Source organism: Serratia sp. NA_13 (genome assembly GCF_052691735.1).
Genome location: NZ_JBQZFV010000013.1, coordinates 109,224 through 122,309 on the forward strand (window position 1 = coordinate 109,224; position 13,086 = coordinate 122,309).

The 13,086-nt window shown below is 56.7% G+C and carries 10 protein-coding genes; 5 read left to right on the forward strand and 5 right to left on the reverse strand.

Annotated features, from left to right (window positions below; all coding sequences use genetic code 11):
• Positions 1-257 precede the first annotated feature (257 nt).
• Positions 258-1,250: an acyltransferase gene (locus ACUTSU_RS17450; protein ID WP_445654441.1), complete on the forward strand. Its 993-nt coding sequence runs from the start codon at positions 258-260 to the stop codon at positions 1,248-1,250.
• Here ACUTSU_RS17450 and ACUTSU_RS17455 read toward each other — a convergent pair.
• The 5 genes from ACUTSU_RS17455 to xylA form a co-directional block, all read right to left on the reverse strand.
• A complete protein-coding gene (locus ACUTSU_RS17455) occupies positions 1,245-2,168 on the reverse strand; it encodes a GlxA family transcriptional regulator (protein ID WP_445654442.1) in 924 nt (307 codons plus the stop codon). The two genes, ACUTSU_RS17450 and ACUTSU_RS17455, sit on opposite strands and share 6 nt — an antisense overlap.
• A 2-nt stretch (positions 2,169-2,170) precedes the next feature.
• Complete coding sequence (locus ACUTSU_RS17460; RefSeq protein ID WP_445652905.1) at positions 2,171-2,722, reverse strand: cysteine hydrolase family protein; 552 nt, start codon at positions 2,720-2,722, stop codon at positions 2,171-2,173.
• A 100-nt stretch (positions 2,723-2,822) separates the two neighbouring features.
• Positions 2,823-4,217, reverse strand: a complete 1,395-nt coding sequence (locus ACUTSU_RS17465) for an amidohydrolase family protein (protein WP_445654443.1) — start codon at positions 4,215-4,217, stop codon at positions 2,823-2,825.
• 309 nt (positions 4,218-4,526) lie between these two features.
• Positions 4,527-5,978, reverse strand: a complete 1,452-nt coding sequence (gene xylB, locus ACUTSU_RS17470; RefSeq protein WP_445654444.1) for a xylulokinase — start codon at positions 5,976-5,978, stop codon at positions 4,527-4,529.
• Positions 5,979-6,148: 170 nt separating this feature from the next.
• The gene (gene xylA / locus ACUTSU_RS17475; RefSeq protein ID WP_445654445.1) at positions 6,149-7,468 is read right to left on the reverse strand and encodes a xylose isomerase; all 1,320 of its coding nucleotides are present in this window, start codon (positions 7,466-7,468) and stop codon (positions 6,149-6,151) included.
• Between the two features lie 490 nt (positions 7,469-7,958).
• On the opposite strand from xylA, the gene xylF reads away from it, so the two are divergent.
• The 4 genes from xylF (at position 7,959) to xylR (ending at position 13,086) form a co-directional block, all read left to right on the forward strand.
• A complete protein-coding gene (gene xylF, locus ACUTSU_RS17480; protein WP_261096366.1) occupies positions 7,959-8,954 on the forward strand; it encodes a D-xylose ABC transporter substrate-binding protein in 996 nt (331 codons plus the stop codon).
• Positions 8,955-8,982: 28 nt separating this feature from the next.
• Positions 8,983-10,524 carry a xylose ABC transporter ATP-binding protein gene (locus tag ACUTSU_RS17485; RefSeq protein WP_445652901.1) on the forward strand — a complete coding sequence of 514 codons (1,542 nt, stop codon included), beginning with the start codon at positions 8,983-8,985 and terminating at the stop codon, positions 10,522-10,524.
• Positions 10,502-11,686 (forward strand): xylose ABC transporter permease XylH, encoded by a 1,185-nt coding sequence (gene xylH / locus ACUTSU_RS17490; protein WP_445652900.1) that lies wholly within the window; start codon positions 10,502-10,504, stop codon positions 11,684-11,686. Before ACUTSU_RS17485 ends, xylH begins: the two co-directional genes overlap by 23 nt.
• A gap of 221 nt (positions 11,687-11,907) precedes the next feature.
• Positions 11,908-13,086: a D-xylose utilization transcriptional activator XylR gene (xylR, locus tag ACUTSU_RS17495; protein ID WP_445652899.1), complete on the forward strand. Its 1,179-nt coding sequence runs from the start codon at positions 11,908-11,910 to the stop codon at positions 13,084-13,086.

Below are 13,086 nucleotides of genomic sequence, written 5' to 3' on the forward strand. Positions count from 1 at the left end.
CACTTTGGCTAGTTAACCTCTTTATACCCGTCATCTTTCAAGCTGCAGCGTTGTTACCTGCTTACAAGGCCCATCCAGGGTTCTTGCCCTTTCAGGGCCGCTGATCGCGCGTTCAAATCTGTTCCCGACAGATTTGTCGCTCACCCCAGGGACGATCTTGTGTAAGTGCCCGGGGATGAGCGAGTTGGTCGCCTAGCTGCAACTTGAAAGCTATAGGGTATATAACAGACGAAGATGACAATATTGCGGGCGACCTTTTGAGTAATAAAATTGGCTGGATAGATAACTTGCGTGCGGTGGCGTGCATGATGGTGGTGATGATCCACGCAACTACCTATTACGTCACCAGCGGGGTGGCGGTGGGGGAACACAACTGGGATATCGCCAACGTGCTGAACTCGCTGTCACGCGTCTCGGTGCCGCTGTTTTTCATGATTTCCGGCTACCTGTTTTTCGGCGAGAAAAGCGCTGGTAAGAAACATTTCATCCGCATTGGCTGTTGCATCTTGTTCTACAGCACCATCGCGTTGATCTATATCGCGACGTTCACCAAAATCGGCTTCTGGCCTTCGCTGCGCGGCATGCTACTGAAGCCGGTGTTCTATCACCTGTGGTTCTTCTATGCGATTGCGGTCATTTACTTGCTGTCGCCGCTGGTCAGCGTCAAACCGGTATCGCGCCGCTATCTGGCCGCTGTGCTGGTGATCCTGGCGGTGATCGCCAACCCCAATACCCGCTCGCTGACCCTGGGCAACGCGCACCTGCTACCGGTAAATCTGTATATTTACGGCGATACCTTCTATTACCTGCTGTATGCGTTGGCCGGACGGGCGATTGGCATGATGGACACTCAGGGACGTGGCGTCAGTGGGCTGGCGGCGTTTGGTTTTGTGTCCTGCGTGGCGTTGATTATTCACGGCACCAAAAGCCAGATGTTCATTAACGGCAACTTTGCCGATACCTATTACATTTACTGCGGCCCGCTGGTGTTTATCGCGGCGGTATCGCTGGTTATCTGGTTTAAAAATTGCTTGCCGGAGCCGATTGGCTGGTTGGGCATTTTTTCCCGACATTCGCTGGCAATCTACGGTTTTCACGCCATTATCGTTAACTTTATGCGCAACCGGCACCTGGAACTGACATCTCATCCGTTGCTGGATATCTTCTGGGTGTTCGGCGTGGCGCTGGCGCTTAGCCTGCTGCTGTCGATAGGCCTGCAGAAAATAGACTCTCGGCGGCTGGTGTCATAATCCGCTTGAGCCGCGCAGCTGGGCGCGGCGCAGTTGGCGGCCAGAGGAAAACCCCGCGGCCAACGCCGCTTTCTCCAGCCCATAGCCTTGCTGCAGACGCTGCTGCGCCACTGCCAGCCGTAGTTGCTCATGGTACTCACGCACGCTGATACCAACATGGCTGCGGAATAGCCGCGCCAGATGGCGACTGCTGACGTGAGCCTTTTCCGCCACCTGCGGCACCGACCATTCCGCTTCCGGTTCGGCAGCCATCACGTCTTGCGCCCGGTGTACTGCCGGGTGCAGATGGTTTCGGTAGCGGAGCCAGGGCGAAAGCTGCGGGTCGTCGCCGGAACGGCGAAAATACACCACCATTTCCCTGGCAATCTCCATCGCCTGGGTAGCACCGCATTGGCGATTAATCAGGTGCAGTGCCAGATCGATACCGGCAGTGATGCCGGCGCTGGTGTAAACGCTGCGGTCTTCAACAAAGATGCGGTTTTCTTTCACCTGCGCTGCCGGGGCCTGCTGGCGCATGCGTTCGAGCACGTCGTGATGGGTGGTGCACTGGTAACCGTCGAGCAAACCGGCCTGTGCTGCCAGCAGGGCGCCGGAACAGACACAGACCAGCGTGATACGTTGCTGTTGCAGGTCGGGTTGCAGCGCTGCCAGCCAGCGGCGGGCCTGTTCGGCCGGCGCATTGGCGAAGAAATGTTGCGAATCACTGACGCCCGGCACCACTAAAATAGCGCCGTCTTCCAGCCGGTCAGGCAGCGGCTGGAGCTGACTCAACGTCATGCCAACCGAGCAGATAACCTGCGGCACTGGGCTGATGTAGTGCAGACTGAACTGCCCGGCCAGACGCAGGGTTTCGGCCGGGCCGCTGACGTCCAGCGACAGCACCTGGGGCAGCATCAGAAAGTAGACGGCCTGCGGCATGGTTACTCCTGTGAGAGTTGCGCCAGAGCCTCATCCACGCTGGCGATGCGGGCGAAGCGGTCGACCAGCACCGTCTCAGTATGCCGCTTGAGTTGTTCGGTGGTAAAGACTTCTCCGTCGGGATGCTGCATCGGGAAAGTCAGCGTGGCCTCGGTCACGAAAGTCACCCGGTAGCCGAGATCGGCCGCCACCCGGGTGGTGGTTTCGCAGCATTGTTCGGTACGAATGCCGGAGATAATCAAATGATTGATATCCCGTTGGCTCAGCCAGGCGTCCAGGCCGGATTCGGTCAACGCGTTATGCACCTGTTTGTGTACGGTGACATCGGCCTGATGGTCGAGGAACGGCAGGCGCTTTACCCAGCCGGACGCCAAAGAAAATGGCCCCTCTGGCGACACATGGAATACATCAACCAACGCTACACCCTGCTGACGGCAGCCTGCAATCAACCGCGTCAACGCCTGTTGGAAAGCGGGGAGATCCTGCTCTTGCCAGAATGGACGATGCTGAAATGATTGTTGAACATCGATGATCAATAACGCGCTATGTGACATTTTCGGCCCTCCGCCAATTAGGTATAACGCCATACTGAGCCGTTATCCTGCTGGGAAGAAGGCCAAAAACGGCCATCATGGTGGCATTAGCGGACCTATATCAGGCTTTGCCAACCTGACCGGCCACCAGCCGCCCTTGATGGAAGGTGGTGCGGCGCGTCGGCAGACGGGCTACCGCTTCGGCGGAGCAACTGGCGTCGATCAGCACGAATTCCGCGCTGTCCCCGGCTTTGGGCCACACCCGTTGGCCTTTGTCATTCAGCGGCAGCACCCCGCCGGTGGAAATCGCCATGGCGCGTGACAGATGGAACTCGTCGGAACCCCGATACAGCTGGGCGTAAAGGTTGGCTTTTTCCAGAATGTCGCCGGTGCCGAACGGGGACCAATGGTCAATCACGCTGTCGGTTCCGGTCATCACAAATACCCCTTTCTCACTGAGCTGCGGCAGTGGCATCATCAGCCCACCAATCGGCACCGTCGAAGCGATGGTGATTTGCTGTGCCGCCAGCCGGGTGGCGGTTTCCTCTAATTCATTCGGGTTCAGCGCGGTCAGGGCAAAGGCATGGCTGATGGTGACTTTGCCGCGCAGCGAAGGGCTCTTTTCTACGGTAGTAATCATGTAGTTGATGGCGGCCACCCCGGCCGGGCTGGTTTCGTGCAGGTGGATATCGACGCCTTTGCCGGTATCGAGTGCAATCTGGAACATGGCATCCAACGACTGTTCCATCGCCCCGTCGACATTGGTCGGATCCAGCCCGCCAACGTATTGCACCCCCATCTGCATGGCTTCGCGCATCAAACCCTCGACTTTGGAATGCAGCAGCCCGTGCTGCGGGAAGGCGACTATTTCACAACTGAAGTCCGCCTGATGCTTTTCCAGTGCCCGTTGCAGGTGTTCCAGGCTTTTCAGCCCGCTGACCGGATCGATATTGCAGTGGCTGCGTGCCACGGTGCTGCCTTTGGATTGCAACAGGGCGATCAGGTTTTCTGCGCGCTGTTGCGAGGTGGGCAACAGTTTGGGGATTAATGTTTGTTCCAGCGCGATCATATCCATGATGGTTTTGCCCTGGCGTGGGCGTGGTGCCTGCCATGGGCCGCTGTAAAAGGTTTTATCCAGATGGATATGCATGTCGCGAAATGCCGGTAACAGCAACTGGCCCTGTGCCTGATAGCGCGGTACACCGGCGGGGGCCGCTGCATCCTTCGGGTGGATAGCCGCAATCTTGCCGTTTTTGATTTCAAGCTGATAGAGCACGGTGCGGGTGCCGATCACCGTGTCGCCATCGTACTCGAAACCCTCTTCCAGCCGCACATCGCTCAGCCAGTAGTGGCTGTCGGTCAGGGTCATGGGTTGGGCCTCCGGTAAACAAGGGCTGCCGGTGGGTACGGCGGCCTGCGCCATGCCGCCGGTCAGGCCGATCACCGCGCAGGCAGTGGTAATTTTGCCAGTTTGGCTGAGGAAAGCTCTGCGGCTTTGTTGTTGGTTTTTTTCCACGTTCAGTTCCTTAATCCAGAGGTGAAGTGCGTCAAAAGACAGCCACCAATTTAGGAGAGGAGCCGACGGGTTGGCAGTGACATTTGCCACTGGCGACTATTCGATTTCGCAATAATAAGGGGGCATGGCTAATGCCCCCTTAGGTTGCTGACAAAGCAGGAAAAAACGTGGTTTTTCCTGCTTTGTGGTGAGCAGCCGAAAATCAATAAATTGATTTTCCTGATTTTTATTTATCGGCCTCGACTCGCTCTGGGCAGGAATGAGGTTTGTCATCAGTCTGAGGGGGCATGGCTAATGCCCCCTCTGGTATTACATCAGCGGCAACAAGCGAGTATAGAGTTCGCGGAAGGTGCTGCGTTGTTCTGCGTATTGCTGATGGCGCTCGGCATTCGGGGTATGTACCTGCTCCAGCGGCAACTCAGGCAGCAGTTCGCCGAGTGAACGCTGCGGATTCATGGCGATCTGCGCCAGCCGCGCGGCCCCCAGCGCCGGGCCGACGTCGCCGCCGGTGCGGTATTCCAGTCGTTGACCGCTGATATCCGCCAGCATTTGCCGCCAGAACGGGCTACGCGCACCGCCGCCAATCAGGGTGATGCTGGAGGGCTGTAGCCCGCTGGCGTGCAGCACGTCCATGCCCTCTGCCAGAGCGAAACCTACGCCTTCCAGCACCGCACGAGCCAGATCGTTCGGTCCATGTTGGTGGGTGAGGCCCCAGAATGCCCCCTTGGCGTTCGGATTGTTATGCGGCGTCCGTTCGCCGGACAGGTAGGGCAGAAACCACAGCGAAGCCGCCGCCGGGGGAGCCTGTTCGACATTGCGCAGCAGGGTGGCGGCGTCTTCGACGTTAGTCAGTTTGCAAACCCAGTCCAGACAGGAGGCGGCGCTGAGGGTCACCGACATCAGGTGCCAGGTGTCGGGCAGCGCATGGCAGAAGCTGTGCACCGCGCTGGCCGGATTGCTGAGAAAGCCGTCGCTGACGGCAAAATAAACCCCCGAGGTACCGAGCGACAGCATTGCCCGGCCAGCCTGATATAGCCCCACACCGATCGCCCCGGCGGCATTATCGCCGCCACCGGCCACGACAGGTACTGGTGACATGCCCCAGCGCCGGGCCAGTTCGGTATGGATTTGACCGGTGACCTGATTACCCTCGAACAGTTGCGGCATCTGGCGGCGGGTCAGGCCGCAGGCGGCCAGCATCTCGTCGCCCCAGTCGCGCTGTGCCACGTTTAGCCAGCCGGTACCGGCGGCGTCCGACATGTCGCTGGCGAAGTCGCCGGTGATGCACCAGCGTAAATAATCTTTGGGTAACAGCACTTTATCGATGCGCTCAAACACCTGGGGTTCATGTTGTTTCACCCACAGCAGTTTAGGGGCGGTGAAGCCCGGCATCATCAGGTTGCCGGTAATTTGCCGCGATTGCGGCACCGCCTGTTCCAACGCCTGGCATTGCGTGCCACTTCTGCCGTCATTCCACAAAATGGCCGGGCGTAGCACCTGTTGCCGTGCGTCCAACAGGGTGGCGCCGTGCATCTGGCCGCTGAGACCGATGGCCTTCACCTGTTGCAGGCTGTGTTGTTTGCCCAGCGCCAGCATGGCGCGATCGGTGGCGTGCCACCAGTCTTGCGGGGCCTGCTCTGACCATAAGGGATGCGGGCGGGAGATGGGCAGCGACTCACCGTGGCTGGCGAGCAATTGGCCCTGCTCACTGAGCAAAATGACTTTTACGCCGGACGTGCCGAGGTCGATGCCGATATACATGGAAAAGATCCTTAAAAGCGCGGCGCAGTGCCGCACGGGGTTATACTCTTCATACTTCAAGCTGCATCAGTGTTGGCTGCCTGCGCGTACCTCTGTCACGTACTGGCTGTACGCTCCCGGGGATACGCTTGGTTGCCGCCTTGATGCAACTCGAATTATTTTGGGTATCGTTAGCCGAACAGATAGCGGTTCATCAGGTTTTCGAGCTGTTCCTGGCGGCCGCTGACGTGCTGTGGCGCCAGTGCATGCCCTTCAGCGTACTGTGCCAGCGCCTCGAGCGACAGTTTGCCCTGCAAAATTTGCTGGCCCAATTCACCATTCCAGCCGGCATAGCGTTTTGACACTTGCTGATGCAACTGGCCGTCGGTCACCATTTTTGCCGCGACCTTCAGCGCCAGCGCCATGGTATCCATAGCCCCAATATGGCCATAGAACAGGTCGTATTTGTCGGTGCTTTGACGTCGCACCTTGGCATCGAAGTTAAGCCCGCCGGTGGTAAAGCCCCCGGCCTTGAGAATTTCGAACATCACCAGCGCGTTCTCTTCCACGCTGATCGGGAACTGGTCGGTATCCCAGCCCAACTGGGGGTCGCCCCGGTTGGCATCGACGGAACCAAAGATGCCGAGCGCAATGGCGGTGGCGATCTCATGGTGGAACGAGTGACCTGCCAGCGTGGCGTGGTTGGCTTCGATATTCACCTTGATCTCTTTTTCCAGACCGAACTGCTTGAGGAAGCCGTAAACGGTGGCGACGTCGTAATCGTATTGGTGCTTGGTTGGCTCTTGGGGTTTGGGCTCGATCAGCAAGGTGCCCTGGAAACCGGTTTTGTGCTTGTGCTCCACCACCATCTGCATAAAGCGACCAATTTGCTCACGTTCCTGGCGCAGATCGGTATTGAGTAAGGTTTCATAGCCTTCACGGCCGCCCCACAACACGTAGTTTTCACCGCCCAGGCGCTGGGTGGCGTTCATGGCGGTGAACACCTGGGTGGCCGCCCAACTGAAGACTTCCGGATCCGGATTGGTGGCCGCACCGGCGCCGTAACGCGGATGGGTGAAGCAGTTGGCGGTGCCCCACAGCAGTTTCACGCCGCTGCTGTGCTGTTTTTCTTCCAGTACGTCGGTCATCTCTGCGAAGTTGTGCAGATACTCTTTCAGTGATGCGCCTTCCGGCGAGACATCGACATCATGGAAGCAGTAATAGGGGACGTTCAGCTTGTGGAAAAACTCGAACGCCACGTCGGCTTTACGTTTGGCCAACGTCAGCGCGTCGCCCGGCTGCTGCCAGGGGCGATCGAACGAGCCGACGCCGAACATGTCCGCACCGTTCCAGCAGAAGGTGTGCCAGAAGCAGGCGGCAAAGCGCAGGTGCTCCGCCATGCGCTTGCCGAGCACCAGTTCATCCGGATTGTAGTGATGAAAGGCCAGAGGATTATTACTGGTGGGGCCTTCGTAGCGCACTTGCTCAAGCTGATCAAAATAAGATTGCATTATCGACTCCTGGGTAGCAATGCCCGGTTTACGGGATGGTTTTATCTTCGGAGTTTGCGACGGGCTGCTCAATTACGTTATTTCACAGTTAAATTCACAGAATTATTAAATGTGCGACAGATCTCATAATCGGTTATTAACCGCAGTTTATTTAAGGCTTAATTCATTTTTATTTGTCGACCTGCTGTTTTTCAGCGTGAAAGCATGACCGCCATCATAAAAACAACATTAAACCAAAAATCATAATTGGCCGGTAAAAATCAGTAATTGCTGAATATTAAATAACCGATAACAATCCGCTCTAAGTTGCACTACGAGTCTGTTTCAATTATTGCCCCTTACCTGTCGCCTTTCAAGTTGCAGCGTTGTTAGCTGCACTCGCTCACTTCAGTTACTTACTCAAGTAAGCGCCTGAAGATGAGCGAGCTGGCCGCCTAGCTGCAGCTTGAAATTCATAGGGTATATATATTAAATAACAAAGGTATATAAGATGAAATTCAAACCTGTGTTCCTTTCGGTCTGCGCGCTGCTGGCGCTGGCCAGCCAACCGGCGTTTAGTAAAGAAGTCAAAATCGGCATGGCGATCGACGACCTGCGCCTGGAACGCTGGCAAAAAGACCGCGATATCTTCGTCAGCAAAGCCAAAGCGCTGGGGGCAGATGTGTTTGTTCAGTCGGCCAATGGCAATGAAGAAACCCAAATGGCGCAGATTGAAAACATGATCAACCGTGGCGTCGACGTGCTGGTAATTATTCCCTACAACGGCAAGGTATTGAGCAACGTCATTAGCGAGGCCAAACGGGAAGGCATAAAGGTACTGGCTTATGATCGCATGATCAATAATGCCGATATCGATTTTTACATCTCCTTTGATAATGAAAAGGTTGGGGAGCTGCAGGCGCAAAGCCTGGTGCAACGGGTGCCGCAGGGCAATTATTTCCTGATGGGCGGCTCGCCGGTGGATAACAACGCCAAGCTGTTCCGCCAGGGCCAGATGAAGGTGCTGCAGCCGCTGATCGATGGTGGGAAAATCAAGGTGGTGGGCGATCAGTGGGTCGACGGATGGTTGCCGGAAAACGCATTAAAAATCATGGAAAATGCGCTGACCGCCAACAATAACAAGATAGATGCGGTAGTGGCTTCCAACGATGCCACCGCCGGTGGCGCGATCCAGGCGCTGGCCGCGCAGGGTCTGGCGGGTAAGGTGGCTATTTCCGGTCAGGATGCCGATTTGGCTGCGGTGAAGCGTATTGTCGCCGGTACCCAGACCATGACGGTGTATAAGCCGATCAGCAAGCTGGCCGACGAGGCGGCGGGCATCGCGGTGCAACTGGGCAAGGGTGAACAGCCGAAGGCCAACGCCACATTAAATAACGGCAGCAAAGACGTACCATCCTGGTTATTAACCCCTATTCAGGTCGATAAATCGAATATCGACAGCACCATTGTTGCCGACGGTTTCCACAAAAAATCCGAGATTAATTAATTCCGCTAACCGGTAATACGGGGGAATAATGCCCAGCCTATTAGAAATGAAAAATATCACCATGCAGTTCGGTGTGGTCAAGGCGGTAGATAATGTCAGCCTGAAGTTAGAGGCAGGCCAGGTATTATCGCTGTGTGGTGAAAACGGTTCGGGAAAATCCACCCTGATGAAAGTGCTGTGCGGTATATATCCGCACGGCAGTTATCAGGGCGATATTTATTTCTCTGATGATTTATTAGCGGCGAAAAATATTCGCGATACCGAGCAAAAAGGCATCGCCATCATTCATCAGGAGCTGGCGTTGGTGAAGCAGATGACGGTGTTGGAAAACATGTTTCTCGGCAATGAATGGCGCCGGTACGGCGTAATGGATTATGACGCCATGTATCTGCGCTGCCGACGGATGCTGGCACAGGTCAAGCTGGAGGTGGATCCCAACACCCCCATCGGCGAACTGGGTCTGGGGCAGCAGCAGCTGGTGGAGATTGCCAAGGCGCTGAACAAGCAGGTGCGGCTGCTGGTGCTCGATGAGCCGACAGCGTCGCTGACCGAAAGTGAAACCGCTACGCTGCTGGCGATCATCGAGGATCTGCGCGATCACGGCATCGCCTGCATTTACATTTCGCACAAGCTCAATGAGGTGAAGGCGATCTCGGATCTGATCTGCGTGATCCGCGACGGCAAGCATATAGGTACGCGCTCGGCAGCGGAAATGAGCGAGGACGACATTATCGCCATGATGGTTGGGCGCGAATTAACCGAGCTCTATCCGCAGCAACAGCATGATATCGGCGAGGTGATCCTGCAGGTGGATAATCTCACCGCCTGGCACCCGGTGAACCGACACGTTCGTCGGGTGGACGATGTCTCATTCAGCCTGCGGCGCGGCGAAATTCTCGGTGTCGCCGGGCTGGTCGGCTCCGGGCGCACCGAAACCATGCAGTGCCTGTTCGGCGTCTACCCTGGCCGTTGGCAGGGGAGCATTAGCCTCAATGGCCAGCCAGCCATCATCAACAATTGCCGCCAGGCGATGCGATATGGCATCGCCATGGTGCCGGAAGATCGCAAGCGTGATGGCATCGTGCCGGTGATGGGGGTAGGGGCCAACATGACGTTGGCGGCGCTGAGCGATTTTAGCGGTGTGCTGACGGTGATTGATGATGCCTGGGAACAGGCGACCATTCGTCAATCGCTGGCGGAGTTAAAAGTGAAGACTTCCTCGCCCGAACTGGCAATAGCCCGGCTGAGTGGCGGTAACCAGCAGAAGGCCATACTCGCCAAATGCCTGCTGTTGCAACCGAAAATTCTCATTCTGGATGAACCGACGCGCGGTATCGATATCGGTGCCAAACACGAAATCTATAAGTTAATCAATCAGCTGGTCCAGCAGGGCATTTCGGTGATCGTGGTGTCTTCGGAGCTGCCTGAAGTGTTGGGATTAAGCGATCGGGTATTGGTGATGCACCAGGGGCGTATCAAGGCTTCGTTAGTCAACCAGGGTCTGACCCAGGAACAGGTGATGGAAGCCGCATTGAGGAGTGAAACAGATGTCGAAAAACACACAGTCTGAAGCGATCGTGCCGGCAATGGTGGAGAAAAAAACCATAGTGAAACTAAAATCCATCAACTTGCAGGTGTTTGTGATGTTGGCGGCGATAGTCGTCATTATGCTGTTCTTTACCTTTACCACCGAAGGGGCCTATCTCAGCGCGCGTAATATTTCCAACCTGCTGCGCCAGACGGCGATCACCGGCATTTTGGCGGTCGGCATGGTATTCGTGATTGTTTCGGCAGAAATCGATCTGTCGGTCGGTTCAATGATGGGCTTGCTGGGTGGTGCGGCGGCGATTTTTGACGTCTGGCTGGGTTGGCCACTGCCGCTGACCATCGTGGTGACGCTGCTGGCCGGTCTGCTGTTGGGGGCCTGGAACGGTTGGTGGGTCGCCTATCGCAAGGTTCCGTCGTTTATTGTCACCCTGGCGGGGATGCTGGCCTTTCGCGGCATCCTGATCGGCATCACCAATGGCACCACGGTCGCGCCGACCAGCGGGGCGATGTCGCAAATTGGCCAGAGCTATTTGCCGAACGGCCTGGGTTTTGGCATCGGTGCCGTTGGGTTGATGCTGTTTGTCGCCTGGCAGTGGCGGAGGCGCAGTCGGCGTGCGCAGCTTGGGTTGCCGGTGGCCGCGGCGACCGGCGATGTGACCCGGCAAAGTATCCTGGCGGTGGTGGTGCTCGGGGCCATCTATTTGCTCAATGATTACCGCGGGGTACCGACACCGGTGTTGATCCTCACCGCACTGATGTTGGCGGGGATATTTATGGCCACTCGCACCGCTTTTGGCCGCCGGATCTACGCCATTGGCGGCAATATCGATGCCGCGCGCCTGTCGGGGGTTAACGTCGAACGCACCAAGCTGGCGGTGTTCGCCATCAATGGCCTGATGGTGGCGATTGCCGGGTTGATCCTCAGCTCGCGCCTGGGTGCCGGTTCGCCTTCGGCGGGCAATATTGCCGAGCTGGACGCCATCGCCGCCTGCGTGATTGGCGGCACCAGCCTGGCCGGGGGCATCGGCAGCGTGGCCGGTGCGGTGATGGGCGCATTCATTATGGCGTCGCTGGACAACGGCATGAGCATGCTGGACGTGCCGACCTTCTGGCAGTACATCGTCAAGGGCGCCATTTTGCTACTGGCGGTGTGGATGGACTCCGCCACCAAGCGTCGGGCATAAGAAGATATCCTTCATACTTGAAGCTGCATCTGTGTTGGTTGTACTCACTCACCCGAATCACTTACTTTAGTAAGCTCATCGGAATGAGTTCCTTTGCCGCCTTGATACAACTTCAATTATTTTGGATATAGCGCTTGAGCTCACAGTTATGAGGTGATGCCTGCTGCTCCCACCGAGAGGTTGTGCTATCCCAGAGAGCAGTCAACTTACCGGGGATGCCCATGTTCGAAAAGCGCTTTCGCATTACCTTGCTGTTCAACGCCAATAAAGTGTACGACCGCCAGGTGGTCGAGGGCGTAGGCGAGTATTTACAGGCTTCGCAATGTGATTGGGACATCTTTATCGAAGAGGATTTTCGCTGCCGTATCGACAACATCAAGGACTGGCTGGGCGATGGGGTGATCGCCGATTTCGATGATGGTGCCATCGAGCAACTGCTGCATAACGTCCGGGTACCTATTGTCGGGGTGGGTGGCTCTTATCACCGTGACGAGGATTATCCGCCGGTGCATTACATTGCCACCGACAATAAGGCGCTGGTGGAAGCGGCATTCAGTCACCTGAAAGAAAAAGGCATTAATCGTTTTGCCTTCTACGGCTTACCCAGCGAGGGCGGCAAGCGTTGGGCACAGGAGCGTGAGCATGCTTTCCGCCAGCGGGTCGCGCTGGAGCAGTATCAGGGCGTGGTGTATCAGGGCATAGCCACCGCGCCGGATAACTGGCAATACGCGCAGAACCGCTTGGCGGACTGGGTGCAGACCCTGCCGCAGCAGACCGGCATTATCGCGGTGACTGATGCGCGGGCACGCCATTTGCTGCAGGTGTGCGAACATCTGGATATCGCAGTGCCGGAAAAGCTGTGCGTGATTGGCATCGACAATGAAGAACTGACGCGTTACCTGTCGCGGGTTGCGCTGTCTTCGGTGGCGCAGGGTACCCGCCAGATGGGGTACCGCGCCGCCAAGCTGCTGCACCAACTGCTCGATCGCCGTGAACTGCCGCTTCAGCGCATTCTGGTGCCGCCGGTGAAGGTGATTGAACGCCGTTCTACCGATTTCCGCTCGTTGCGTGATCCGGCGGTGATTCAGGCGATGCATTACATCCGCCATCACGCCTGCAAGGGCATCAAGGTCGAGCAGGTGCTGGATGCGATCGGCCTGTCGCGTTCCAATCTGGAAAAACGCTTCAGGGATGAGACTGGCGAAACTATCCATCATGTGATCCATCAGGAAAAGCTGGATCGCGCTCGCAACCTGTTGACGGCTACCTCGTTGACCATCAACGAGATTTCACAGATGTGTGGCTACCCGTCACTGCAGTATTTTTATTCGGTGTTCAAGAAGGGCTATGACATGACCCCCAAAGACTACCGTGGGCGTTATGGCGAGGTTGGGTATTAG

Excerpts from the sequence above, each read along its gene's own strand:
- xylB (WP_445654444.1), bottom strand. The coding sequence starts at position 5,978 with ATGTATATCGGCATCGACCTCGGCACGTCCGGCGTAAAAGTCATTTTG.
- xylF (WP_261096366.1), top strand. The coding sequence starts at position 7,959 with ATGAAATTCAAACCTGTGTTCCTTTCGGTCTGCGCGCTGCTGGCGCTG.
- xylR (WP_445652899.1), top strand. The coding sequence starts at position 11,908 with ATGTTCGAAAAGCGCTTTCGCATTACCTTGCTGTTCAACGCCAATAAA.
- ACUTSU_RS17455 (WP_445654442.1), bottom strand. The coding sequence starts at position 2,168 with ATGCCGCAGGCCGTCTACTTTCTGATGCTGCCCCAGGTGCTGTCGCTG.
- xylH (WP_445652900.1), top strand. The coding sequence starts at position 10,502 with ATGTCGAAAAACACACAGTCTGAAGCGATCGTGCCGGCAATGGTGGAG.
- ACUTSU_RS17460 (WP_445652905.1), bottom strand. The coding sequence starts at position 2,722 with ATGTCACATAGCGCGTTATTGATCATCGATGTTCAACAATCATTTCAG.
- xylA (WP_445654445.1), bottom strand. The coding sequence starts at position 7,468 with ATGCAATCTTATTTTGATCAGCTTGAGCAAGTGCGCTACGAAGGCCCC.
- ACUTSU_RS17485 (WP_445652901.1), top strand. The coding sequence starts at position 8,983 with ATGCCCAGCCTATTAGAAATGAAAAATATCACCATGCAGTTCGGTGTG.